Below are 23,780 nucleotides of genomic sequence, written 5' to 3' on the forward strand. Positions count from 1 at the left end.
GTTATTTTCTCCTTCCTTCAAATAAGTATCATGTGATATTCGCTAATACAAAATCATAATAATATAGGAATATAGGTGAATTGGCGGCAAGTTTCCCGGCCACCATCACCTATTCTCCCTTGTAGATTATCAATAAAGAACCGTAATTACCAACGATAATGTGCAAACGCTTTGTTTGCTTCTGCCATTTTGTGTGTATCTTCGCGTTTTTTCACAGCTGCGCCAGTGTTGTTTGCAGCGTCCATAATTTCATTCGCAAGACGCTCTTCCATCGTTCTTTCACCGCGGAGACGAGCATACTGCACTAACCAGCGAAGACCTAATGTAACGCGACGATCTGGGCGAACCTCAACAGGAACTTGATAGTTTGCACCACCAACACGACGTGCACGAACTTCAAGCACAGGCATTACGTTTTTCAACGCTTGCTCAAATACTTCCATTGGATCTTTACCCGTACGCTCGCGAATAATATCAAATGCCGTATAAAGAATTTTTTGCGCTTTTCCTTTTTTACCGTCAATCATAATTTTATTGATAAGACGGGTCACTAGTTTTGAATTGTAAATTGGATCTGGTAGTACGTCTCGTTTTGGAACTGGACCTCTACGTGGCATATTTTTTCCTCCTTTCAACAAAAAATCCTATTTCATATTATTTTTTCGATTCTTTTGGTTTTTTCGCGCCGTATTTTGAACGACCTTGCATACGGTTCGCTACACCTGCTGTATCTAGGGCACCACGAATAATGTGATAACGCACCCCTGGCAAGTCTTTTACACGTCCGCCGCGAATTAACACGACACTGTGTTCTTGCAAGTTATGACCGATACCAGGGATATAAGCCGTTACCTCAATACCGTTCGTTAAACGAACACGCGCGTATTTACGAAGCGCAGAGTTTGGCTTTTTCGGAGTCATCGTGCCAACACGTGTACAAACACCGCGTTTTTGCGGAGAAGGCACGTTTGTTTGTATTTTTTTGAAGCTGTTGTACCCTTTATTTAATGCAGGCGATTTTGATTTTACCACTTTTTTCTCGCGACCTTTGCGAACTAGTTGGTTAATTGTAGGCATATTAAATTTCCTCCCTTCACATACAAACTCAAGCCCACATATCCAGGCGGTTCATTATTTATGCAAAAACAAAGTTTTTGTAGTAAAAACCACAAAAACGGTTTTTAACGAATGATCGCTACAGCAGCTGCTCCTACTTGAATTTTGCATGCTTTCCCAAGTTTCTTCATGGAATCCACTTTCGCAACTGGAACGTTCGCTTCTTTTGCCGCTTCCATCACTTTATCGATAATGGATGGATCAGCATCTTCCGCAACGATAACTTCCAGCGCCTTTCCTTCTTTCAGAGCTCTTACTGTTTGCTTTGTTCCTACAACAATTTTTCCAGCCTGCAATACTTTTTCATAAGACATGTAACATATCCTCCAAAGTACCAGGTTTTCGGAACACCTTTATTAGACTATCATTTTCATAAGACATTGTCAACTATATTTTTAAACAATTTGTTACCAGCAAAGGAATCGTCCTTTGCTGGTAACAACCAATTATTTAGAAGTAACCGCGTCCTCATTTGCTTCTTTCTTAATTACCGGTTTTACTTTACGATAGCGCGCCATTCCAGTTCCTGCTGGAACAAGCTTGCCGATAATAACATTTTCTTTTAAGCCGAGCAACTCATCCCGTTTTCCTTTGATCGCCGCATCGGTTAAAACGCGTGTCGTTTCTTGGAACGATGCCGCTGATAAGAACGAATCAGTTTCTAGCGATGCTTTTGTAATACCAAGCAATACTGGGCGAGCCGTTGCTGGACGTTTTCCTTCAAGAAGCGCTTTTTCGTTCACGTCCGTAAATTGATGCACATCTAATAACGTTCCAGGCAGGACGTCTGTATCCCCCGCATCAATGACGCGCACTTTACGAAGCATTTGACGAACCATTACTTCGATATGTTTATCGCTAATTTCTACCCCTTGCATTCTATATACCTTTTGTACTTCACGCAATAAATATTCTTGAACGGACGTAACGTCCCTTACTTTTAATAATTGTTTTGGATCAATGGATCCTTCGGTAAGTTCTTGACCACGCTCTACTTGTTGCCCTTCCTCTACTTTTAATCTTGCGTTATAAGGAGCAATGTAAGAGCGTGTCTCGACCTCGCCTTTTACGACAATTTCATATTGACGATCACGCGTTTGGTTAATCGAAGTGACGATTCCGTCAATTTCTGAAATAACCGCTTGCCCTTTCGGATTACGTGCTTCAAACAGCTCTTGAACACGCGGCAAACCTTGGGTAATATCGTCGCCGGCAACACCGCCTGTGTGGAACGTACGCATCGTTAACTGCGTACCAGGTTCACCGATCGATTGTGCAGCGATAATACCGACCGCTTCGCCAACTTCCACATCCGCACCTGTCGCCAAGTTACGACCGTAACATTTTTTACATACACCGTGTCTTGTATTACATGTAAAGGCAGAGCGGATCCATACTTCTTTAATGCCTGCTTTAATAATCGCGTTCGCAATATCTTCGGTGATCATTTCGTCTTTGCGAACGAGTATTTCGCCTGTTTCCGGATGTTTCACCGTTTTTTGCGCATAGCGACCGACAAGACGCTCTTCTAGTTTGACAATGACTTCTGCACCGTCCGTTAATGCTCTTGCAAGAATACCACGGTCCGTACCGCAATCCTCTTCACGAACAATGACATCTTGCGCCACATCGACAAGACGTCTTGTGAGATAACCGGAGTCTGCTGTTTTTAGTGCGGTATCAGCAAGCCCTTTACGCGCTCCGTGTGTAGAAATAAAGTATTCCAATACCGTTAATCCTTCACGGAACGAAGATTTGATCGGCAATTCGATGATGCGTCCCGCTGGGTTTGCCATGAGACCGCGCATTCCGGCAAGCTGCGTAAAGTTTGATGCGTTACCGCGAGCTCCAGAATCGCTCATCATAAAGATTGGGTTGCGTTTATCGAGCGATTTCATCAGTCTGTCTTGAATTTTGTCTTTCGCTTCGCTCCAAATCGAAATGACACGTTCATAGCGCTCTTCGTCAGTAATTAAACCGCGTCGGAATTGTTTTAAGACCGTGTCGACTTTTGCTTGTGCTTCTTCAAGAATTTCTTGTTTTTCCGGTAATACGACAATGTCGGCAACCCCAATCGTAATGCCGGCTTTTGTTGAATATTGGAACCCTAAATCTTTCATGCGGTCAAGCATCTTCGATGTTTCTGTAATTTTGAACCGCTTAAATACCTCAGCGATAATTTGTCCGAGCACTTTTTTCTTAAACGGTGGAACAAGTTCGCGCTTGCGAATTTCTTCTTTTACATTTGCACCTTTATCGAGGAAGTATTTATCCGGTGTCCGCCCTTCGATATTTTCAGTTGTCGGCTCGTTAATATAAGGGAATGAGTTTGGTAAAATTTCGTTGAAAATAAGTTTTCCAACTGTTGTAATAAGCAGTTTGTTATTTTGCTCTTCCGTAAACGTTTCATTTTTCAATGAACCGGCATGAACGGCGATTCGTGAATGTAAATGGACATAACCATTATGATACGCAAGCAACGCTTCATCCGTATCTTTAAATACCATTCCTTCACCGATTGCTCCTTCACGTTCCATCGTTAAATAATAGTTACCTAAAACCATGTCTTGCGAAGGAGTAACAACTGGTTTTCCGTCTTTCGGGTTCAAAATATTTTGCGCGGCCAGCATGAGCAATCGCGCTTCTGCCTGAGCTTCCGCGGATAGCGGAACGTGCACGGCCATTTGGTCTCCGTCAAAGTCAGCGTTATATGCTGTACATACAAGCGGATGCAAGCGAATCGCGCGACCTTCAACAAGCGTTGGCTCGAACGCTTGAATACCTAATCGGTGAAGAGTTGGGGCACGGTTAAGTAATACCGGATGCTCTTTAATCACATCTTCTAACACATCCCATACTTCCGGATGGACGCGCTCAATTTTCCGTTTTGCACTTTTAATGTTGTGCGCTAATCCACGTTCGACAAGCTCTTTCATCACAAACGGTTTAAAGAGCTCAAGCGCCATTTCTTTCGGCAAGCCGCATTGATACATTTTCAAGTTCGGACCGACGACAATAACCGAACGGCCTGAATAGTCTACACGCTTACCAAGCAAGTTTTGACGGAAACGACCTTGTTTCCCTTTTAACATATGAGAGAGCGATTTTAGCGGACGGTTCCCAGGTCCTGTTACCGGACGTCCCCGTCGACCGTTATCGATTAACGCATCGACCGCTTCTTGAAGCATCCGTTTTTCGTTTTGCACAATAATGTTTGGTGCACCAAGATCTAATAAACGTTTTAAGCGGTTGTTTCGGTTAATGACACGGCGATATAAATCATTGAGGTCTGATGTCGCAAAGCGTCCACCGTCTAATTGCACCATCGGCCGCAATTCAGGAGGAATAACAGGAAGCACATCAAGCACCATCCAAGCAGGATCGTTGCCTGAATTCCGGAACGCCTCTAACACTTCCAATCGCTTAATAATGCGGGCGCGTCGCTGCCCCTGTGCTGTTTTTAACTCCTCTTTTAACGTTGCCACTTCTTTTTCTAAGTCGATATCTTGAAGAAGTTTTTTAATTGCCTCTGCACCCATGGAGGCTTGGAACGATTGCCCGTATTTTTCACGATACGCACGATATTCTTTTTCGGAAAGCAATTGTTTTTTCTCCAGTGGCGTATCACCTGGATCAGTCACAACGTATGAAGCGAAATAAATCACTTCCTCTAACGCACGTGGCGACATGTCCAAAACGAGTCCCATACGGCTTGGGATTCCTTTGAAATACCAAATATGTGAAACAGGAGCTGCTAGTTCAATATGACCCATCCGTTCACGACGGACTTTCGAGCGAGTCACTTCGACACCGCAACGGTCGCAGACAACACCTTTATAACGTACGCGCTTATATTTTCCACAATGACATTCCCAATCTTTTGTTGGTCCGAAAATACGCTCACAAAATAATCCGTCTTTTTCTGGTTTCAATGTACGATAGTTAATCGTTTCTGGTTTTTTTACTTCACCGTACGACCAAGAACGGATTTTCTCCGGTGAAGCGAGCCCGATTTTCATGTATTCAAATTTATTTACATCTAGCAAGGGGTATACCTCCCTCTTTATCACTCGGTTTTGCCTCGATTGCTTTTATGAAATAAAGGTTAGTAGTGAACGTTCTTTTGTGAGTCATAACATCTTGAAAGTGATGGAGGATCAACTCCCCCATCACCGTTCAATAAGCTTATTCTTTTGTGACGACATCTTTTTCGTTCTCTGTCGACTTCACTTCTGGAACAATGGCATCCGCACTATGATCATCATCTTCATCAAAGTTTTCCATGTTAATTTCTTTTTCGTCGCTAGTCAAAATGGTTACATCCATACCTAAGCTTTGCAGCTCTTTAATCAACACTTTAAACGATTCCGGCACACCTGGTTCTGGTATGTTCTCACCTTTGACGATTGCTTCATATGTTTTCACACGACCGACGACATCGTCCGATTTGACTGTAAGTATTTCTTGCAATGTATATGCAGCGCCATAAGCTTCGAGCGCCCACACTTCCATTTCGCCGAAGCGCTGCCCGCCAAATTGCGCTTTACCGCCAAGTGGTTGCTGCGTAACGAGCGAGTACGGTCCCGTTGAACGGGCATGAAGCTTATCGTCAACCATGTGAGCAAGCTTAATCATGTACATAATACCGACAGATACGCGGTTATCAAACGGCTCACCCGTTCTGCCATCGTATAAAACCGTTTTTGCGTCACGCGGCATTCCTGCTTCTTCTAAAATGTTCCATACGTCTTCTTCCATAGCCCCATCAAATACTGGCGATGCAATATGGAGGCCGAGCTTCTTCGCTGCCATACCGAGATGCAATTCGAACACTTGCCCGATATTCATACGCGACGGAACGCCTAAAGGGTTTAACATAATATCAATTGGAGTACCGTCTGGTAAGAACGGCATATCTTCTTCCGGTAAAATTCGCGAAATAACCCCTTTGTTTCCATGGCGTCCTGCCATTTTATCGCCTTCGGAAATTTTCCGTTTTTGCACGATATAAACACGGACAAGCTGGTTAACACCTGGCGGAAGCTCATCTCCGTCCTCGCGGTTAAAGACCTTCACATCAAGGACAATACCGCCGCCACCATGTGGAACTCGAAGAGACGTATCACGCACCTCGCGCGCTTTCTCACCGAAAATAGCATGTAACAGCCGTTCTTCTGCTGTAAGCTCCGTCATTCCTTTCGGTGTTACTTTACCAACGAGCAAATCACCGTCTTTTACTTCCGCGCCAATGCGGACAATTCCACGTTCGTCCAAGTTCCGTAGCGCGTCTTCACCAACGTTTGGAATATCGCGCGTGATTTCTTCCGGACCAAGTTTTGTATCACGGGATTCTGCTTCATACTCCTCGATATGGATGGACGTATATACGTCTTCTTTGACAAGACGTTCGCTCATGATAATCGCGTCTTCATAGTTGTATCCATCCCATGTCATAAAGGCAACCAGTACGTTGCGGCCGAGTGCAAGCTCACCTTTATCCATGGATGGACCATCTGCTAAAATTTCGCCTTTTTCAACGATATCGCCTTTTTTCACAATCGGGCGTTGATTGTAACAAGTCCCTTGGTTCGAACGAACGAATTTCAAAAGACGATATTTATCAAGATCACCTTTTACTTCTTTTCCGTCCACTTCAATGAGGCGGCGAACCCAAATTTCCTTTGCCTCCACTCGTTCGACAATGCCGCGATGTTTACAAATAACAGCGGCACCGGAGTCTTTTGCGGACACATATTCCATTCCTGTACCGACAATTGGCGCTTCTGGCTCTAACAATGGAACTGCTTGACGCTGCATGTTCGCTCCCATAAGCGCACGGTTCGAGTCGTCGTTTTCCAAAAATGGAATGCAGGCTGTCGCTGCTGATACAACTTGTTTTGGCGATACGTCCATATAGTCGACGCGGTCGCGTTTTACGACAATGTTTTCCCCGCGGAAACGAGCAACTACATTTTCTTCTAAGAACGTTCCATCTTCCGCTAGAGGGACGTTCGCTTGTGCTATAACATAGTTATCTTCTTCATCGGCTGTTAAATAATCAATTTGATCGGTAACTCTTCCTGTCTCCGGATCGACACGTCGATATGGCGTTTCGATAAAACCAAATTTATTTACTTTTGCATACGTAGATAGTGAGTTGATCAACCCAATGTTTGGACCTTCAGGTGTTTCAATCGGGCACATTCGTCCATAGTGTGAATAGTGAACGTCACGCACCTCGAAACCTGCGCGTTCACGAGTTAAACCACCCGGTCCTAACGCAGAAAGGCGGCGTTTATGCGTCAATTCAGCAAGCGGGTTCGTTTGGTCCATAAATTGTGAAAGCTGTGAGCTTCCGAAAAACTCTTTAATCGCTGCAATGACAGGACGAATGTTAATCAGCTGTTGCGGAGTGATCGTGTTTGTATCTTGAATGGACATGCGCTCACGAACCACTCGCTCCATGCGTGACAAGCCAATCCGGAATTGGTTTTGCAATAATTCGCCGACAGAACGAAGACGGCGATTTCCTAAATGGTCAATATCATCCGTGTCACCGACTCCGTGTAATAAGTTAAAGAAATAGCTAATCGAAGCAATAATATCCGCAGGAGTAATATGTTTCACATCTTCGGCAATATAGCCGTTGCTGATGACATTAATAACTTTTTCTCCATCCGCGTCGTTTGGTGAATAAATTTTAATAGACTGTAACGCAAATTCTTCATCTACTACGCCACCGACAGGTTTATAAACTTGTAATCCAACGCCGTTTTCAAGGTACGGTAAAATTCGATTTAACGTTCTTCGATCAATAAGCGTTCCTTTTTCCGCAATGATTTCACCAGTTTCCGGATTTACCAATGTTTCGGCAAGACGTTGGTTAAACAGACGGTTTTTAATATGAAGTTTTTTGTTAATTTTATAACGTCCAACGCTTGCTAAGTCATAACGTTTTGGATCAAAAAAGCGGGAGATTAACAAATTTTTCGCGTTTTCAATCGTCGGTGGTTCACCTGGACGCAAACGCTCGTAAATTTCAATGAGCGCTTTTTCAGTGCTATCCGTATTATCTTTTTCAAGCGTGTTGCGAAGATATTCATTATCACCGATTAAATCGATAATTTCCTGATCGGAACCAAACCCGAGCGCACGAAGAAGCACCGTAACTGGTAGTTTACGAGTGCGATCAATACGGACATATACAACATCTTTTGCGTCTGTTTCGTATTCTAACCACGCACCGCGGTTCGGAATAACCGTTGCCGAATAACCGCGTTTTCCGTTTTTATCAACCTTTTCACTATAATAAACGCTTGGAGAGCGGACAAGCTGTGACACAATAACACGTTCCGCCCCGTTAATGATAAACGTTCCTGTTTCTGTCATTAACGGAAAATCGCCCATAAAGACATCTTGTTCTTTTACTTCACCAGTCTCTTTATTAATTAAACGTACTTTTACGCGAAGTGGTGCGGCATATGTAACATCGCGTTCTTTTGCCTCTTCAACAGTATATTTTGGCTCCCCTAAACTATAATCAATAAACTCAAGAGAAAGATTACCGGAAAAGTCTTCAATCGGGGAAATTTCTTTAAACATTTCCCGCAATCCTTCATCAAGAAACCATTTATAAGAGGAAGTCTGAATCTCAATAAGATTTGGCAATTCTAGCACTTCACTAATACGCGCGTAACTTCTTCGTTGGCGGTGTCGTCCATATTGAACTAGTCGGCCTGTCAACTGATTCACCCCTCAAAATTTAAACATTAATCAAAATGGAAGGTAAACCTTCAGCTATAATGGAGAAAAAAAGAAAATGGTTTCTATTATAGAAAACCATATTTTTACCTGTTTATTGATTTTATCATTCTTCCCATTATGGATAAAATTATACGTCATATCCTTGCGATGAAATGTACATATTTAGCATTTTATAATACTACCACAACCATAGAATACTGTCAACATTTTTTTGACTTTATGATATAATATCCTTTTTTCTTTGTCACAACTTCTACATACGAGAATATTTCCTGCAGTTTTTTTAATGCAGAAGGAGCCCCTTGTTTTTTCTGAATCACAACCCATAATTCTCCGTTAGGATAAAGATGGGCAGCACTTTGTTCAAAAATGGCATGAACAACACGTTTCCCAGCGCGAATCGGTGGATTTGTCAAAATCGCAGCAAACTTTTTATCTCCTACTTGCGCAAATAAATCACTTTCATAAATGGAAGCGTTGGTAATATGGTTAGCATGTTTATTTTCATTTGCCAGCTCAAGAGCACGTTTGTTTATATCAATCATGTCTACATGTCGGTTTGGAAATGCCTTGGCAATAGATAAACCGATCGGACCGTATCCGCAACCTACATCTAAAAAATCACCATCTACTTTCGGTTCTTCAAACGTTTCAATAAGCAAGCGTGTCCCAAAATCAACTTCTCGTTTCGAAAATACACCACTATCTGTCGTAAACGTCAGTTCATTGCCCCGCAATGTAAATGCCCACGTATGGGGATTGCTTTCCGACGATGGAGTGGAAGAGTAATAATGTTCGCTCAATGACATCACCCTTCTATTTACTGATTTATTTTCATCATACCCATTTTCTTATAAATAAAAAAGCCCGCTGGTTTCAGCGAGCTTTTTCTGCGCGAATGACAATTATTTCACTTCTACGCTAGCGCCAACTTCTTCAAGTTTCGCTTTGATTTCTTCTGCTTCTTCTTTAGAAACGCCTTCTTTAATTGGTTTTGGAGTGTTATCAACTAAGTCTTTTGCTTCTTTCAAGCCAAGGCCAGTGATTTCACGAACAACTTTGATAACTTTAATTTTTTGCGCACCAGCGTCAGCAAGAATAACATCAAATTCAGTTTTTTCAGCAGCAGCATCGCCGCCAGCAGCACCGCCAGCAACTACTACAGGAGCAGCAGCAGTGACGCCGAACTCTTCTTCAATTGCTTTTACTAATTCGTTTAATTCTAATACAGTCATATTTTTAACCGCTTCAATGATTTGTTCTTTTGTCATCATCAGTTCCTCCTTAATATCATTATGGTTTTATAGCATAAACGAAAGAGAAATTATGCGCTTTGTTCCTCTTTTTTGTCCGCAACTGCTTTTGCAACAAGCGCAAAGTTGCGAATTGGAGCTTGAAGAACGCTAAGCAACATAGAAAGCAAGCCTTCGCGGGAAGGAAGTTTTGCAAGCGCGTTGATTTCTTCAAGTGTTGCAATGTTGCCTTCAATGACACCTGCTTTAATTTCAAGCGCTTCATGGTCTTTAGCAAATTCGCTTAAAATTTTCGCAGGCGCTACAACATCTTCTTTGCTAAATGCAATCGCATTTGGCCCAGTAAATACATCATTTAATCCTTCTAAGCCAACTTCCGCTAACGCACGGCGAGTTAATGTGTTTTTATACACTTTGAACTCAACGCCTGCTTCGCGAAGTCGCTTGCGAAGTTCTGTAACTTCCGCTACGTTTAAGCCGCGGTAGTCTACGATAACCGTAGATTTGCTGGCGCGGAATTTTTCAGCTATCTCTGCTACAATTTGTTTTTTGAGTTCGATCGCACTGCTCATTTTTACACCTCCTGTGGAAGATAAAATGAAAACACCACTTATACCGCATCAACAAAAAACCTCCATGCCACGTAGACATGGAGGTATCGTAAAACGCGCAAAATGACCTTGAACGCGTTTTTCTATCGTACAAATACCTCGGTAGGATATTAAGCTCCTAAGAGCACCTACTGTCTACGGTACAAATGATATTCATTTTTTCAGACAAAAAACATTTTACTAAAAGGATTGAAAGAAGTCAATATTTATTGCGCTACCGCTACTGTAGACGGGTCTACTTTGATGCCAGGGCCCATCGTTGAAGTAATCGTTACGTTTTTCACGTAAGTACCTTTTGCAGCGGCTGGTTTTGCTTTTAAAATCGCCTCGTAAATCGTAGTGAAGTTTTCTGCCAGTTTCTCGTTATCAAATGACACTTTACCAATCGGTACATGAATGTTGCCGGCTTTGTCAACGCGGTATTCTACTTTACCAGCTTTAATTTCTTGCACCGCTTTCGCAACATCAAATGTAACAGTGCCTGTTTTCGGGTTTGGCATTAACCCTTTCGGACCTAAAATACGTCCTAATTTACCAACTTCACCCATCATATCTGGAGTAGCGACAACAACGTCAAAATCGAACCAACCTTGTTGAATTTTGTTGATATACTCTGTATCGCCAACGTAATCAGCGCCAGCTGCTTCCGCTTCTTTTGCTTTTTCGCCTTTCGCGAATACTAATACGCGTTGTACTTTTCCTGTACCATGAGGCAATACAACCGCACCGCGAATTTGTTGATCGGCTTTTTTCGGATCAACACCTAAACGGAACGCAACTTCTACTGTAGCGTCGAATTTCGCAATGTTTGTTTTCTTCACAAGTTCAATTGCTTCTGCAATCGGATACGCTTTGAAGCGATCCACAAGCTTTGCTGCTTCTAAATATTTTTTCCCTCTTTTTGGCATGTAAAATTCCTCCTTATTGTGGTTTTAGCGGAATGACCTCCCACGAATAAAGGTTGCGAAAAGGATTTCTCCTTATAGTCGCAACCTCCTCAGCCAACTTTATGCACATTAGTCTTCGATAACAATACCCATGCTGCGGGCTGTACCTTCAACCATGCGCATCGCAGCTTCGATGCTCGCTGCGTTTAAATCCGGCATTTTCATTTCGGCAATCTCGCGCACTTTATCGCGTTTGATTGTCGCTACTTTATTACGGTTTGGTTCACCAGAACCAGATTCAATGCCGGCCGCTTTTTTCAATAATACTGCAGCTGGCGGAGTTTTCGTAATAAATGTAAATGAACGGTCTTCAAAAACCGTAATTTCAACCGGAATAATTAAACCCGCTTGGTCAGCTGTGCGAGCATTGAACTCTTTACAAAATGCCATAATATTAACACCGGCTTGACCTAACGCTGGACCAACTGGTGGTGCCGGATTTGCTTTACCTGCAGGAATTTGTAGTTTCACGACTTTTATAACTTTTTTTGCCACGAGACACACCTCCTTAAGTCCGTGATGTGGTATTAGGGATTGTCCCTCCCACTCATAAGGCTAACTATAGCCCTTTTCCGTATTCTCTCGTTTCGGTTGAGAGGATCTGCGTGTTAGAAAAACGCTCCCTTATACAAACTTGTATAAGTTCATTGCCAAATGCAAACCAATTGTTTGCCTCGATTCACGAGACATACTGACTTTAAAATATTATCACTTTTCTATTTCGATTGCAAGTTGTTTTCCATTATATTTTTTCAATTTGTGAAAACTCAAATTCCACTGGTGTTTCGCGACCAAACATATTGACAAGCACTTTTACTTTTCTCTTATCTAGATCGATCTCTTCAATTTTACCGGTAAAGTTAGCAAAAGGACCTTCTTTCACCCTTACCGTTTCATTTAATTCATAGTCTACATCGATCTCCGTCAACGGCATACCCATTCGTTTTAAAATCATTTCGACTTCCTCTTCAAGAAGTGGCGTTGGTTTTGAACCTGCCCCGCTTGATCCAACAAACCCTGTTACTCCTGGCGTGTTGCGTACTACATACCAGGAATCATCGGTCATCACCATCTCCACTAACACATACCCTGGAAATACTTTTTTCTTTGTTGCCTTCTTCTTTCCGTTTTTTGTATCTGTTTCCGTTTCTTCAGGAACGACGATGCGAAAAATTTTATCTTGCATACCCATTGATTCCACGCGCTTTTCCAAGTTGGCTTTTACTTTATTTTCATAGCCTGAATACGTATGAATGACATACCAATTTTTCTCCATCGATGAGGACTTGACTGTCCTTTCCCTCCCTAAATCGGTTTGGTTTCCTTTTTTAAGCAAAACAAAAACCCGTTACCGGGCTATACGTTCGCTTTATTATCTTTCATTATATCATATGGGCAAAAGACTTATTCAAAAACAAGACGAATTAATTTAGAAATACCTAGATCAACAATAGCGAAAAAGACCGTAAAAAACACAACGGTGGCCAATACAATAGCCGTATAATTGACAAGTTCTTTTCGGCTTGGCCAGCTTACTTTTTTCATTTCCCGTGCTACTTCTTTAAAAAAATTCATTATTCGTTGCATGATTAGTAACCTCCAACAAACGTACGAGCTGCCCACATTGCTTTATTTCGTTTCGCGGTGGGTCGTATGCATATTGCAAGTTTTGCAAAATTTGCTCGTTTCAAAGCGTTCTTGACAACGGTTGACGTTTTTCATTGTAACATAATTTCGACTATTGCATTGACTGCAAGCTAAAATAATTTTTTTCCTCATGAATGTCCCACCGTTCTAAAGGATGTCCATAAAAATTTACCATACACGTATTCCTATGTCAATGACTTCAGGAAAATAAAAGTCTTCTCCTAAAGACTAATTTCACGATATTCCAAATATTTTTCCAGTTTTCTTTTTACGCGCTGAAGGGCGTTATCAATCGATTTGACATGGCGATTTAGCTCTTCAGAAATTTCTTGATATGAGCGACCATCTAAATATAAAGCAAGCACTTTCCGCTCTAAATCGCTGAGCAGTTCGGTCATTTTCACCTCGATATCATCGACTTCCTCGCGATTGACGATCAGTTCTTCTGGATCCATCGCTTTCGTTCCAGAAATGACATCCATCAGCGTCCGGTCTGATTCATCATCATAAATAGGTCTATCCAAAGATACATAAGAATTAAGCGGAATATGTTTTTGTCTTGTCGCTGTTTTAATTGCAGTGATCATCTGCCTTGTAATACAAAGTTCTGCAAACGCTTTAAAAGAGGAAAGCTTGTCCCCTTTAAAATCGCGAACCGCCTTATATAAACCAATCATTCCTTCTTGAATGATATCTTCCCGATCGGCGCCGACTAAAAAATAAGAGCGCGCTTTGGCACGTACAAAATTTTGATACTTATGAATCAAAAAATCTAGCGCATCTCCATCCCCTTGATGTACAAGTTCAACTAATTGCTCATCTTCCAAATGTTTATAGTTTTTATATGTTTTTTCTTTGAAGCAATCGCACACGCTGATCCCCCCGACCGCATAAATCGCTAGAATTTATTATACAGTACAAATTTTTACAGCGTCAACCGCTCATTTTTGCCCTCTTCGCCATCTTTCGAAAATTTCAGCAATTTCATCTGTCAATGGAACTTTAGACATAGGAGTTTGTTCTTGTATATTTTGTATTTTTTTTGAAATAGCCTTTTCGATAGACTCCATTTCGACTAAAAGTTCACGTGCCGACTTACGCAACGCCCCTTGACTAAAAATCGTCCATTGCTCCGTATAATCCGACGTGGCGACATACACCTTTGTTTGCACATTAATTAAGCTTTTTGCTAACCTTTCAATCCGCTCATCCGCTGTCTCATTTTCTTTTGTAAAAATAACTTCAACTTGATGATCTTTATATTTTTTCTCATTCCCTTGTATGAGGTGCGCATCGAAAACAATAATGACTTGATCACCGGTAAATCCTTGGTACTCGGCCATTTTGGAAATCAATAAATCCCTTGCCGCAGCAAGGTCATCCTCCTCTTTCAGCTTGCGAAGCTCCGGCCAAGCACCGATCATGTTATAGCCATCGACAATCAGAATATTCATCGATTTATTCTCCTTGCGGATAACGTTTGCGGTACACCTCATACATGAGAAGACTTGCAGCGACAGAAGCGTTCAATGACGTAACATGCCCTCTCATCGGCAGGCGAATGAGAAAATCGCATTTTTCTAAAATGAGCCTTCCGATTCCTTTTCCTTCACTGCCAATGACAAGAGCCAGCGGCATCGTTCCGTCAAGGGAGCGATAGTCATCTTTTGCTTTGGCATCTGTTCCAACAATCCATACACCGCGCTCTTTTAATTCATCAATTGTTCTTGCTAAATTCGTCACTCGTGCAACAGGAATATATTCGATCGCACCTGTCGAAGCTTTTGCGACCGTTGCCGTCAATCCGACAGAGCGGCGTTTCGGGATAATGATTCCGTGGGCGCCTACAGCATCAGCCGTTCGCATAATCGAACCTAAGTTATGTGGATCTTCCAATTCATCAAGAATGAGAAAAAATGGCGGTTCGTTTTTTTCGGATGCTCGCGCAAATAAATCATCCACCTCGTAATAACGGTATGCTGCAACTTGAGCGACAACTCCTTGGTGCGCCCCTTCCACCATTTGATCAAGCTTTTTTTTCGGAACATATTGCACAAGCACACCATTTTGCTTAGCAAGCTGAATAATCGGTTGGATAGAGTTGCGCTGCACACCTTCTGCTATCCAAATCTTGTTAATTTCCCTTTCTGATTTCAATGCCTCGATAACAGGATTTTTTCCAATAATAAAATCCATTGCTACAACTCCCTTTCCTCACCTTCAATAATCGCAAAAGAACAGCGAATAATCTCCTCAACTCGTTTTTCATTATTTCCTAAAAAATGATAGCCAATAAGCGCTTCAAATGCTGTACTATATCGGTACGTCTGCACATCCGTGTTTTTGGGAATCGTACCAGATTTGGCGTTTCTCCCCCGGCGAACGACCGACTGCTCTTCTTCTGTTAATAATTCATTTTCTAATAATGTTAACAACACTTTTGCTTGTGCTTTCGCTGATACATATTGAATCGCTTGTTTATGAAGCTGATGCGGCTTCACATTTCCGTTTGAAAGAAGGTGATGCCGTACATAAAGTTCGTATACGGCATCCCCAATGTAAGCAAGCGCTAATCCGTTTAGTTGTTTTACATCTTTGATCGGCTGTAAAAGACTCATCGCATCTTATCCTCTTTTCCATCTCGTACCTTGCGGCGTATCTTCTAAAATAATGTTTTTCGCCTTTAATTCATCACGAATTTGATCCGCTAAAGCAAAATTCCGATTTTTTCTCGCTTCGTTCCGCTTTTGAATAAGCGCTTCGATTTCCTCGTCCAATAATTCCTCTTCTTGCAACGTAATGCCCAGTACATCTAACAGCTGTTCAAATTCACGCAAAAATGCATGAATGACGCGTTCGGACGTATTTTTTTCCAGCAAATATAAGTTCGCTTGTTTCGATAGCTCAAATAACACGGCAATCCCATTGGCTGTGTTAAAATCATCGTCCATCTCCCGAATAAATGCCTCATGTTGCTCTTGAATGCGCGCAAGCCATTGATCATCATCATCGGTTAAGTTCGTGCTGCTTTGCAATCGATGTTTTAAATTAAAATAGGACGTTTTTAACCGTTCCAATCCTTTTTTCGCGCTTTCTAATAATTCTTCACTATAGTTAATCGGATGTCGGTAATGAACAGAAAGCATAAAGAACCGTAATACTTGCGGATCGATTTGCTGGATAATATCGTGAACGAGCACAAAATTACCTAGCGATTTTGACATTTTTTCGTTATTAATATTTAAATATCCGTTATGAAGCCAATATTTCGCAAACGGTTTTCCTGTTAACGCTTCTGATTGTGCAATTTCGTTTTCATGATGAGGAAACGTCAAATCTTGACCACCGGCATGAATATCAATCGTATCCCCTAAATATTTACGCGCCATTGCCGAGCACTCGATATGCCATCCCGGACGCCCTTTTCCCCACGGGCTATCCCAGCAAATTTCGCCTTCTTTTGCCGCTTTCCATAACGCAAAATCAAGCGGATCTTCTTTCTTTTCCCCTACTTCAATGCGCGCTCCCGCTTTTAGTTCATCAATAGATTGATGCGAGAGTTTTCCATATTCTTTAAATTTCCTTGTACGATAGTACACATCCCCGTCTACTTCGTATGCATAACCTCTATCGATTAATGTTTGAATAAATTCAATAATCGTATCTATATTTTCCGTTACGCGTGGATGAACATCCGCTTTTTTGCATCCAAGCGCTGTAATATCTTCAAAATACGCTTGAATAAAACGCTCCGCGATTGTCGGCACATCTTCTCCTAATTCGCGCGCCGCCTTAATTAACTTGTCATCCACATCCGTAAAATTGGAGACGTATTTCACTTCATAACCGCGAAACTCTAGGTAACGGCGAATCGTATCAAACACAATCGCGGCGCGGGCGTTCCCAATATGAATATAGTTATATACGGTTGGACCGCATACATACATTTTTACTTTATTCGGTTCTAGCGGTTCAAACAGTTCCTTTTTTCTTGTTAACGTGTTATAAAGTCGAATGCTGCTCATCTTCGACCTTCCTTTCCTTCTTTAAGATTTCAATTTCTTCACGCAATCTTGCAATTTCTGCTTCTAACTCTTTAATGCGATCGGCAACCGGATCTGGCAAGTCCGTATGATTTAAGTCTTTTTTCACTTTCACACCATTGCGGACAACCACTCGTCCCGGAATGCCAACAACCGTGGAATTCGGTGGAACGTCTTTCAACACAACAGAACCTGCTCCGATTTTTGAGTTTTCTCCAATCGTAATGGAACCGAGCACTTTCGCACCTGCTGCAATTAAGCAGTTGTCTTTAATCGTTGGATGGCGCTTTCCTTTTTCTTTCCCTGTTCCTCCTAATGTTACACCTTGATACACAGTTACATTATCTCCAATTTCACATGTTTCGCCAATCACCACACCCATGCCATGATCGATGAAAAAGCGGCGGCCGATTTTCGCTCCCGGGTGAATTTCAATGCCTGTAAAAAAGCGGCTAATTTGCGAAATAAGGCGGGCAAGAAAGTAAAATTTACGCTTATATAATGCATGAGCAATACGGTGCGCCCAAATCGCGTGAAGACCAGAGTATGTTAAAATAACTTCTAAATAGCTTCTTGCTGCTGGATCTTGCTCAAAAATCACCTCAATATCTTCCTTAAGTGTTTTAAACATATGAACCTCCCTCCACTTTCATCAAATTTGCGGAAAGTACATCTATGAAAAAAGCGTCTCTGTGCCAATGACACAGAGACGCTTCTAGGCGCGGTTCCACTCTGTTTAGCTAAACGATTCGTTTAGCTCACTCCAATCTGATAACGGAGAAACTCCGCTCCTATCTACTACAGAACGTCTCTGCTCTGGTTCGAAAGGAGGCTCCGAGGGGCATTTCAAAAACATCGGTCATGAATCACTTCCAGCCAAGGTGATTCTCTCTGGAATGCCAATGTTTTCTACTTCTCCTCGTCAACGCTTTTTCTATATTTTATTTTTACTATATGAAAAACGGATAAAAAGGTTAATGAATTACTTTTTCTAATCGGCTTATAACTTTTTCCTTTCCTAATAATTGAATCGCAAATGGCAGTTCCGGGCCGTGTGTTTGCCCTGTTACCGCAACGCGAATCGGCATAAACAATTTTTTCCCTTTTTGTCCTGTCGCTTTTTGCACCGATTTAATTGCCGCTTTAATATTTTCTGCCGTAAACGGCTCAAGCTGTTTCACTTCTTCTAAAAATGTTTTTAACACATCAGGGACTTGTTCGCCAGCTAACACTTCTTTCGCTTCTTCATTATACTCAATGTCTTCTTTAAAGAACAACTCCGATAGCTCTACAATTTCCGCTCCATAACTCATTTGTTCTTGGTATAATGCAATTAAATCACGCGCCCATTGACGTTGTTCTTCACTCATTTGTTCTGGCAGGCGGCCGGCTTTAATCAAGTGCGGCAATGAAATTTCCACTAATCGGTCTAAGTCTAGTTTTTTAATATATTGGTTATTCATCCATGTCAACTTTTTCGTATCGAACATCGATGGTGATTTGGACAATCGGGAAACATCAAAAATACGAATGAGTTCCTCTTTCGAGAAAATTTCTTCTTCCCCTTCTGGTGACCATCCTAATAGTGCAAAGAAGTTAAACAACGCTTCTGGCAAATAGCCAAGCTCTTTATATTGAGAAACAAATTGAATAATCGATTCATCACGTTTTGAAAGTTTTTTGCGATTCTCATTTACAATTAACGTTAAATGAGCAAATTTCGGCGGCTCCCACCCGAAATAGTCGTAAATCATTAACTGTTTCGGCGTGTTCGATAAATGTTCTTCACCGCGGAACACGTGGGTAATTTTCATTAAGTGGTCATCAATAACAACAGCAAAATTGTATGTTGGGATGCCGTTTGCTTTCATAATGACCCAATCGCCAATATCTTTTGATTCAAACGTCACTTTTCCACGTACGATATCTTCAAATTCATATACTTTTCCTTCAGGTACTTTTACACGAATCGTATACGGCTTTCCTTCTGCTTCCAATTGTGCGACTTGTTCTTTCGTTAAATGGCGGCACTTTCCGCTATATTGCGGCGCTGCAATTCCTGCTGCTCGTTGCGCTTCCCGCTCTTTTTCCAGCTCTTCTGGCGTGCAGAAACATTTATACGCATATCCTTTTTCTAAAAGTTCATTCACGTATTTACGATATATATCGAGACGTTCCGTTTGGCGATATGGACCGTATCCGCCGTCTTTATCCACCGACTCGTCATAATCAATGCCTAACCATTTTAGGTTTTCTAACTGCGACTGTTCGCCACCTTCTACGTTTCGTTCGATATCCGTATCCTCAATACGTACAATAAATTTTCCATTATGATGACGAGCAAATAAATAGTTAAATAACGCCGTTCTTGCACCACCAATATGTAAATGACCGGTTGGGCTCGGTGCGTATCGCACTCTCACTTCTTGTGACATCGTCAATAACCCTCCAATATCTAATCAAACTTGTACCACTATTGTACATTTTATATGAGCAAAGTTCAAAATGGATTGTTTGAGGCTATACAAGTAAGCAATATGATGTTTATTTTATTTTTTTTGCAATAATACGACCGCTTGAGCAGCAATTCCTTCTTCTCGGCCAGTAAAACCTAACTTTTCCGTCGTTGTTGCTTTGACATTGACTTGTGACAGTTCTCCTTCTAACAAATTCGCAATGTTTTCTTTCATTTGCTCAATATGTGGCGCCATCTTTGGCTTTTGTGCGATAATCGTGCAATCGAGATTAGCAAGTTCGTATCCTTGCTGCTTGACTAATTCCCATACTTGTTTTAATAATAGCGCAGAATCAGCGTCCTTATAGCAGTCATCGGTATCTGGAAAATGCTTGCCAATATCACCTGCAGCAATTGCTCCTAAACATGCATCTGCGACCGCATGCAACAATACATCGGCATCGGAATGGCCGAGCAACCCTTTTTCGTATGGAATGCGAACGCCTCCAATGATGAGGGGACGGCCCTCGACAAGCTGATGAACATCAAATCCTTGACCAATGCGAAACATGTAGTTACCCCTCTCGTTATGAAATTACCCAACTTGATAAAATCGCTTCAGCAAATAATAAATCATCCGGTGTCGTTAATTTAATATTGCGGTAATCGCCTTCGACAATTTTTACTTTCCCGCCAATTCGCTCTACAAGACTTGCATCATCTGTGCCAATATAACCATCTTTTTGTGCCTGCTCATGTGCCCTTAAAACGAGAGAAACATGAAAAGCTTGTGGAGTTTGTACAGCCCACAAGCTAGAGCGTTCCACCGTTTCCTCAACAAACTGATCGCGCGCCTTTTTGATAGTGTCTTTAACGCGCACAGCCGGAATTGCCGCACCGTGTTCCTTCGCTTCTTTTACTAATTCATGAATGTGCTCTATAGTAACGAACGGACGCGCACCATCATGAATAAGCACAATATCCCCATTTTTCACCGCTTTCAGTCCATTGTACACGCTGTGTTGTCGCTCTTTTCCACCGCTTACGATCGCAGTGATTTTTTTAATATGGAAACGAGAAAATAATTGTTCAAACTGTGTTCTTTCCGCTTCATTAATCACAACAATAATACCACGGCACCATTCATCGTTTTCAAACACTTTTAATGTGCGCACAATTAGCGGTTCGTTTTGAAGTTCAATCAATTGTTTATTAACTCCTGCCTTCATTCGCTTTCCTTGCCCGGCTGCAGGAATGACTACCTCATACATCATCGCTGTTTCCCCTACTCATTCGTTTATAACGCTTTTTGCAATAGCTTTAGCTTCGCGAAAATCATTCTCCCTGCTGATGTTTGTAACACGCTTGTCACCAATACGTCAACCCGTTTGCCTATATAATCTTTTCCGTCTTCCACGACAATCATTGTTCCATCATCTAAGTACGCCACACCTTGATTGTGCTCCTTGCCATCTTTGATCACATGAACGTTTAATTCTTCCCCAGGGAGAACAACCGGTTTCACCGCATTCGCTAAATCATTAATATTAAGGACACGCACATTTTGCAGCTCACATACTTTATTTAAATTGAAATCATTCGTGACGACAACACCTGATGTTAATTTTGCCAACTTCACCAGCTTACTGTCTACCTCTTGAATATCGTCAAAATCACCTTCATAAATTTCCACTTTCATGTCCAATTCCTTTTGAATGCGGTTTAAAATGTCAAGTCCACGTCGGCCACGATTGCGTTTTAACACATCGGATGAATCGGCGATATGTTGCAATTCTTCAAGCACAAAACGAGGAATGACAATCGTTCCTTCTAAAAAACCTGTTTGGCAAATATCCGCAATTCGGCCATCAATAATTACACTTGTGTCTAAAATTTTTACAGGACTGTCTTTTGATAAGCCGGTCTCTTCTTCTGTCCCCTTTTTCTTTGCCATTCGATTGGAAAGAGAAAATAAATTCATTAATTCATGCCGTTTTTTAAATCCGACTTGAAATCCTAAATAACCAAGCAGGATCGTCAAAAATATTGGCAGCACCGTATTGACGACTTGAAACTGAAACGATTGCAGCGGCATGACGACTAAAAACGCAATAATAAGGCCGAAAATAAGCCCTAAACTGCCAAATAAAAGATCAGCAACAGGCACTTTAACGAGCGATTCCTCGACCCAGCGAATCATATCTACAATATAATCTACTAGCCAAAAAGTCATCATAAAGAAAATAAGTGCTCCTAATACCGCTAATGTATATGAATTATTTAATAATGAAATGTCGCTTATATTCATAAGGCGCAACAAATTTGGCAAGAAAACAACACCTAATGTTCCTCCAACAACAAGAAAAAACAACTGAACGATACGTTTTACCATTTCTTTATTTTCACCTCCCTATTTAACATTATAAACAGTTTCCAATGTTTGAAACCAATCTTTAACATAGTTTTTAATATTTTTTAAATATTTGACATGTACTTGTAAATTTTACTGCAACGTATGTTCAAGTGCCTCGGCAACGTGGGACACACCGATCACGGTTATATGTTTTGGCGGATTCCATCCTGCTAAATTGTTTTTAGGAATAATGATGCGAGAAAACCCTAATTTTACTGCTTCTTGCACCCGTTGTTCAATACGGGAAACACGGCGTACTTCCCCAGTTAAACCGACCTCGCCGATAATCACATCGGACGGGTTGGTTGGCTGATCGCGGAAACTTGAGGCAATGCTTACGGCAATCGCCAAATCAATCGCTGGCTCGTCTAATTTTACTCCCCCTGCCACTTTCAAGTAAGCGTCCTGATTTTGTAAAAGCAGGCCGACCCTTTTTTCCAATACGGCCATTAATAAAGAAACACGGTTATGGTCGATTCCTGTTGCCATCCGCCGCGGGTTGCCAAAACTCGTTGGAGATACTAATGCTTGAATTTCGACTAATACAGGACGAGTTCCTTCCATTGCCGCGACAACGGTTGAACCTGCCACCCCTCGGGAACGTTCTTCTAAAAACACTTCTGAAGGGTTTTCGACCTCGATAAGTCCTGAATCTCTCATTTCAAAAATACCAATTTCATTTGTGGAGCCGAAACGGTTTTTCACCGCCCGTAAAATACGATACGTATGGTGACGTTCTCCTTCGAAATAAAGAACTGTATCCACCATATGCTCTAAAATTCTTGGACCGGCAATCGCTCCCTCTTTCGTTACATGGCCGACAATAAAAATGGCAATTCCTTTTGTTTTGGCAATTTTCATCAGTTCCGCTGTACATTCACGGACTTGCGATACACTTCCTGGTGCGGACGTAATATCTGCACGGTAAATCGTTTGAATCGAATCAATCACAACACAAGCGGGGCGAACATTTTCGATTGCTTCTGCAATATATTCCAAATCTGTCTCCGCTAATACATACAATTGGTCGGAAGCAATGTGAAGGCGGTCAGCGCGCAATTTCGTTTGTTTTACGGATTCTTCGCCGGATATATATAATACTTTATGTTGCATAGCAGCAAGTTGCGCAGAAACTTGCAAAAGAAGCGTTGATTTTCCAATGCCTGGATCCCCACCGATTAAAACGAGCGAACCTTTCACAATTCCCCCACCTAATACGCGGTTAAATTCAGAAATATTCGTTTGTATGCGCGGCTCTTGCGTTGTGGTCACGGTAGTAATTGGAACTGGTTTTGAGATGATATCATCCGTGGAATGCACAAACACTCCTCTTGTCATTGGCTTTGTCCGCTCAATTTCCTCGACCATCGAATTCCATGTACTGCATCCTGGACATCTTCCAAGCCATTTCGCTGATTCATAACCGCATTCTTGACAAACAAACTTTGTTTTCTTTTTCCCCATCGCTAGAAAACCCTTTCTTTTTCATCGTTGAAACAAAAAGGTATGGGCAGTGAGCCGCCACATACCT

General features: G+C 41.7%; 24 protein-coding genes and 2 other annotated features. All 24 genes read right to left on the reverse strand.

Annotation, left to right across the window (positions count from 1 at the left end; genetic code table 11):
• Positions 1–146 precede the first annotated feature (146 nt).
• The 24 genes from rpsG to radA all read right to left on the reverse strand — a co-directional run bounded on the left by rpsG (position 147) and on the right by radA (position 23,713).
• Positions 147–617: a 30S ribosomal protein S7 gene (gene rpsG, locus FNL97_RS17190; protein WP_012748881.1), complete on the reverse strand. Its 471-nt coding sequence runs from the start codon at positions 615–617 to the stop codon at positions 147–149.
• 37 nt (positions 618–654) lie between these two features.
• Positions 655–1,077, reverse strand: coding sequence for a 30S ribosomal protein S12 (gene rpsL / locus FNL97_RS17195; RefSeq protein WP_062677087.1), 423 nt, complete (start codon positions 1,075–1,077; stop codon positions 655–657).
• A 104-nt stretch (positions 1,078–1,181) separates the two neighbouring features.
• A complete protein-coding gene (locus FNL97_RS17200) occupies positions 1,182–1,430 on the reverse strand; it encodes a 50S ribosomal protein L7ae-like protein (RefSeq protein WP_062677086.1) in 249 nt (82 codons plus the stop codon).
• Positions 1,431–1,562: 132 nt separating this feature from the next.
• Positions 1,563–5,162, reverse strand: a complete 3,600-nt coding sequence (rpoC, locus tag FNL97_RS17205; protein WP_062677085.1) for a DNA-directed RNA polymerase subunit beta' — start codon at positions 5,160–5,162, stop codon at positions 1,563–1,565.
• A gap of 139 nt (positions 5,163–5,301) precedes the next feature.
• Entirely contained in the window at positions 5,302–8,859 is a 3,558-nt protein-coding gene (rpoB, locus tag FNL97_RS17210; RefSeq protein ID WP_062756067.1) for a DNA-directed RNA polymerase subunit beta, read from the reverse strand.
• A gap of 221 nt (positions 8,860–9,080) precedes the next feature.
• Positions 9,081–9,683 (reverse strand): class I SAM-dependent methyltransferase, encoded by a 603-nt coding sequence (locus tag FNL97_RS17215; protein ID WP_012748876.1) that lies wholly within the window; start codon positions 9,681–9,683, stop codon positions 9,081–9,083.
• A 102-nt stretch (positions 9,684–9,785) separates the two neighbouring features.
• Positions 9,786–10,151 (reverse strand): 50S ribosomal protein L7/L12, encoded by a 366-nt coding sequence (gene rplL, locus FNL97_RS17220; RefSeq protein ID WP_041269549.1) that lies wholly within the window; start codon positions 10,149–10,151, stop codon positions 9,786–9,788.
• A gap of 53 nt (positions 10,152–10,204) precedes the next feature.
• Entirely contained in the window at positions 10,205–10,705 is a 501-nt protein-coding gene (rplJ, locus tag FNL97_RS17225) for a 50S ribosomal protein L10 (RefSeq protein WP_012748874.1), read from the reverse strand.
• A 44-nt stretch (positions 10,706–10,749) separates the two neighbouring features.
• Positions 10,750–10,903, reverse strand: a sequence feature (ribosomal protein L10 leader region).
• A gap of 47 nt (positions 10,904–10,950) precedes the next feature.
• Positions 10,951–11,652 (reverse strand): 50S ribosomal protein L1, encoded by a 702-nt coding sequence (gene rplA, locus FNL97_RS17230; RefSeq protein WP_012748873.1) that lies wholly within the window; start codon positions 11,650–11,652, stop codon positions 10,951–10,953.
• Positions 11,653–11,760: 108 nt separating this feature from the next.
• A complete protein-coding gene (gene rplK, locus FNL97_RS17235) occupies positions 11,761–12,186 on the reverse strand; it encodes a 50S ribosomal protein L11 (RefSeq protein WP_012748872.1) in 426 nt (141 codons plus the stop codon).
• Between the two features lie 247 nt (positions 12,187–12,433).
• Positions 12,434–12,967 carry a transcription termination/antitermination protein NusG gene (gene nusG / locus FNL97_RS17240; RefSeq protein ID WP_012748871.1) on the reverse strand — a complete coding sequence of 178 codons (534 nt, stop codon included), beginning with the start codon at positions 12,965–12,967 and terminating at the stop codon, positions 12,434–12,436.
• Between the two features lie 128 nt (positions 12,968–13,095).
• The gene (gene secE, locus FNL97_RS17245) at positions 13,096–13,278 is read right to left on the reverse strand and encodes a preprotein translocase subunit SecE (protein ID WP_012748870.1); all 183 of its coding nucleotides are present in this window, start codon (positions 13,276–13,278) and stop codon (positions 13,096–13,098) included.
• Between the two features lie 42 nt (positions 13,279–13,320).
• The gene (gene rpmG / locus FNL97_RS17250; protein ID WP_012748869.1) at positions 13,321–13,470 is read right to left on the reverse strand and encodes a 50S ribosomal protein L33; all 150 of its coding nucleotides are present in this window, start codon (positions 13,468–13,470) and stop codon (positions 13,321–13,323) included.
• 89 nt (positions 13,471–13,559) lie between these two features.
• Positions 13,560–14,210: an RNA polymerase sporulation sigma factor SigH gene (gene sigH / locus FNL97_RS17255; RefSeq protein ID WP_062677080.1), complete on the reverse strand. Its 651-nt coding sequence runs from the start codon at positions 14,208–14,210 to the stop codon at positions 13,560–13,562.
• A 69-nt stretch (positions 14,211–14,279) separates the two neighbouring features.
• Entirely contained in the window at positions 14,280–14,792 is a 513-nt protein-coding gene (locus tag FNL97_RS17260) for an NYN domain-containing protein (RefSeq protein WP_062677079.1), read from the reverse strand.
• Between the two features lie 4 nt (positions 14,793–14,796).
• Positions 14,797–15,534: a 23S rRNA (guanosine(2251)-2'-O)-methyltransferase RlmB gene (gene rlmB / locus FNL97_RS17265; protein ID WP_143416241.1), complete on the reverse strand. Its 738-nt coding sequence runs from the start codon at positions 15,532–15,534 to the stop codon at positions 14,797–14,799.
• Positions 15,535–15,536: 2 nt separating this feature from the next.
• Positions 15,537–15,956 (reverse strand): Mini-ribonuclease 3, encoded by a 420-nt coding sequence (locus FNL97_RS17270; protein WP_012748865.1) that lies wholly within the window; start codon positions 15,954–15,956, stop codon positions 15,537–15,539.
• A 6-nt stretch (positions 15,957–15,962) separates the two neighbouring features.
• Complete coding sequence (gene cysS / locus FNL97_RS17275) at positions 15,963–17,363, reverse strand: cysteine--tRNA ligase (RefSeq protein WP_012748864.1); 1,401 nt, start codon at positions 17,361–17,363, stop codon at positions 15,963–15,965.
• Entirely contained in the window at positions 17,341–18,012 is a 672-nt protein-coding gene (cysE, locus tag FNL97_RS17280; protein ID WP_143416242.1) for a serine O-acetyltransferase, read from the reverse strand. Before cysE ends, cysS begins: the two co-directional genes overlap by 23 nt.
• A gap of 71 nt (positions 18,013–18,083) precedes the next feature.
• Positions 18,084–18,316: a binding site (T-box leader), on the reverse strand.
• A gap of 39 nt (positions 18,317–18,355) precedes the next feature.
• Positions 18,356–19,816, reverse strand: coding sequence for a glutamate--tRNA ligase (gltX, locus tag FNL97_RS17285; RefSeq protein WP_062677078.1), 1,461 nt, complete (start codon positions 19,814–19,816; stop codon positions 18,356–18,358).
• Positions 19,817–19,930: 114 nt separating this feature from the next.
• Positions 19,931–20,407 (reverse strand): 2-C-methyl-D-erythritol 2,4-cyclodiphosphate synthase, encoded by a 477-nt coding sequence (gene ispF / locus FNL97_RS17290; RefSeq protein WP_062677077.1) that lies wholly within the window; start codon positions 20,405–20,407, stop codon positions 19,931–19,933.
• Positions 20,408–20,423: 16 nt separating this feature from the next.
• Complete coding sequence (gene ispD, locus FNL97_RS17295) at positions 20,424–21,110, reverse strand: 2-C-methyl-D-erythritol 4-phosphate cytidylyltransferase (RefSeq protein ID WP_012748860.1); 687 nt, start codon at positions 21,108–21,110, stop codon at positions 20,424–20,426.
• Positions 21,111–21,133: 23 nt separating this feature from the next.
• Positions 21,134–22,228, reverse strand: a complete 1,095-nt coding sequence (locus FNL97_RS17300) for a PIN/TRAM domain-containing protein (RefSeq protein ID WP_012748859.1) — start codon at positions 22,226–22,228, stop codon at positions 21,134–21,136.
• A 111-nt stretch (positions 22,229–22,339) separates the two neighbouring features.
• Entirely contained in the window at positions 22,340–23,713 is a 1,374-nt protein-coding gene (gene radA, locus FNL97_RS17305; RefSeq protein ID WP_012748858.1) for a DNA repair protein RadA, read from the reverse strand.
• Positions 23,714–23,780 lie beyond the last annotated feature (67 nt).

The organism is Geobacillus sp. E263, from assembly GCF_007197795.1.
Lineage (GTDB): Bacteria > Bacillota > Bacilli > Bacillales > Anoxybacillaceae > Parageobacillus_B > Parageobacillus_B toebii.